The 2658-nt window shown below is 66.1% G+C and carries 2 protein-coding genes; both read right to left on the reverse strand.

Annotation, left to right across the window (positions count from 1 at the left end; translation table 11 throughout):
- Positions 1-827: hypothetical protein (locus JSV65_04725; GenBank protein UCH35659.1), on the reverse strand; the 827-nt coding region annotated here is incomplete at its 3' end.
- Positions 824-2658, reverse strand: a 1835-nt coding sequence (locus JSV65_04730) for a hypothetical protein (protein ID UCH35660.1), incomplete at its 5' end; no start/stop codon positions are given. The genes JSV65_04730 and JSV65_04725, both read right to left, overlap by 4 nt.

Here is a 2658-nt window from a genome sequence, read left to right on the forward strand (position 1 = left end):
TCCACGGGCAGCCACGCCGGGTTGTTGTGCATACAGTCGTGCCAGGCTTGACATACCACCGTCGCCGAGTCGTTGACGAGGGCGGCGAGGTACTTGCCGTCGCGCGACACCGCGCCGATGATCGGCACCATGTACTGATCGGTGCTGTAGTCGGCCCAAGATGTCGGCCCGACCTCGGGCACGGCCTCCCCCACCGGCGCGTACATCTGCACCCACGGTGGGTTGTTGTAGACATCCTCCGGTTCGCGACACGGGATCTTGCGGCGCACGGTCTCGTGGAGAAACGCCCTCCCTTTCTCGGTGAAGATGAAGCAGCGCTTGACGAACTCGGGGTAAGGGTCGGGCTTGCTGGCGAATCCGGGCGCGCGGATGAGCTGCCAGCAGAGATTCGGTGCGAGCAGGTTCCCGGTCAGCTCTGCTGCTGAGCCCGCTTCCGGCTCGACCCGCGCGACGAACTCGACCGCGCCCGGCTCGGGCGTCACCGTCGTCACCAGAAATGCGCTCGGCTGCTCGCGCAGGCGATGCCGCAGTTCGATCCGCCCTCCGTCCAGCGCGCGAGCCTCGACGTAATCCACCGGGCTTTCGTAGCACCAGGAGTCGCACGTGAAATCCGGTACGTTCGGGAAGGTCGCTGACACCAGCAGCAGCGTGTCGCGCTCCCAGACGCCGAGAGTGGGAAGCCGCTGTGGATCGGGATTGTCGGCGGTGACGATCACTTTTGCGTTCTCTCCTTCCTCGCCGGCACCGACGGCGACGAACGCTGCCACAGCCAGAGCGCTCGCGACAATGAACGCGCAGCAACATGGACCGCGACCTGTCATTCTCATCTGGCTTTCTCCGGTGTCCGCGCCAGCACTTTGCCCAGTGGTGCGTCATCCGGCGCCGGTGTCAGCAACCTGGACGCCGGGCGATGCTCCAAGTAGAACCGCAGCACCTCCGGGAAGTAGACCAGCCCCTCCGGCGGACTCGACCCGAAGTCTGGTTGGCCCTCGACGTAATCGCGGCTGAAATCGCGGTCCGCGGGCCGCCCGTACACCTGCTCCAATTCGCCGCGCCCGCTTACTTTCCCGGTCGCGATCTCCCATCCAGTCAGGCCGCCGAAGACCTGACCGGTGCGACGCCAGCTCTGGACGCGCTGCCGCAGCACGCGTTCGATCCCGTCGAGATGCTCGTCCTGGACTCCAAGCGCCGCGTCCGCCTGCATGATCTGCCATGCGTGCTCCAAGGCCTGACTCATGATGACGTAGCTCGAACGCGGGTGCGGGTAGCGCCAGCCGCCGACCGGGTCTTGGCTGCCCGCCAGGAAGTCGGCGACCGCCTCGACGACCTCGCGCAATTTGGGTTCGTCCGGCGCGTATCGCAGCAATCCGGGCAACCCGGCGAGCGCGTAGCCGATGATGTAGGGCTTGGCGAAGGGATGCCTGTAGCCAGTGGCGTCGTCGTCAATGAACGGCGGATCCGGCTCGATGGGGTGGCCGCTTTGGCTGAACAGGTCGCCGGCCGAGAGCTTGGTCCGCAGTTCGCGGAACAGCCGCAGTGCCTGATCGAGGTAGCGGCGCTCGCCGGTGAACCCGTACAGGCGCACGAAGTCGCGCACGACGCCCACATTGCGCGCCTCCCCGGTGTCGGCGTGAACATGCTGCGAGGCATATTGCACCTCAGCTTCAAGCGCCTCCATCATGCGCGGGTCGCCGGTTTCCTCGTACGCCATGAAGAACGAGTCGAAGCCTTTGGTGCAGAAATTCACGGCGCGGTTGGAACGCCACATGTAGGTCCGATCATCGTCCGGCGGCGCGCCGCCCATGGCAATCAGATTGTTGTAGCGCGTCCCGCCCGTTTCGCCCGGGCCCCACCAGATGGATTGGTCGTAGAAGTTGTCGCACCACTGCACGGCGGTTTCGAGCAGCCGTTGATCGCCGCTGCGCCAGGCTTCCTCGAAGATCGCCGCGCAGTGATTCAGGCGGTTCATCCCGAATACCGCGCCGGTCTCGCCCGCGTCGGAATATGCCGTGACGTTGCCCCAGTCATCGCCGACCGCTGCGCTGCGCACAATCGCGTCGCGATGGTACCGCAGCACCTCGCCCAGTTCGCTGTGACCGTTCGGCTCGAGCGGCGGCCCGGTGTCGTAGAGTCCGTCCCACAGACGCCAGCTGAAGGTGATCTGATGTGGAGCTTGCAGGGCGGCTGTGAGGGGTGCCAGGACTACTGGCGCCGCCACGAACTCCGCCCGCCGCCATGCCGCCTGCTGCATGGGCACGTTGTCCTCTGCCGTGCAGCGCCAGTGCCGATATGCCAGCCTGTCGTCGTCGCGTCGCACTTCGACGCGTCCGCGCCGCTTGGAAGGCGCGGTCGGGTGGTACAGTCGATAGCGGCCGTCGTCGAACAGCGTCGCGCACGGCGCCCCGTTCGCGAAGGCGTGCGTGAGCAGTTCGTCCGTGACGGGCGAGTCTTGTTCCCCTTCGCGCAGAACGCCCGATGACGTCTCCAGCTCGATCTCCCAGCCGAAATCCGGCGCGCGTCCGTCGCCTTCAGGGTTGCGCTGCAGATGCGCGATCACGACAACTTGGCCCAACGCGTCCGCACGGACCTCAATCACGCGCGGCCACTGCGCGTCCGGCAGACGTACTCGCTGCCAGTGGAAGTGGGCATTCGATTCAA

The sequence above is a fragment of the Armatimonadota bacterium genome (genome assembly GCA_020354555.1).
GTDB lineage: Bacteria > Armatimonadota > Hebobacteria.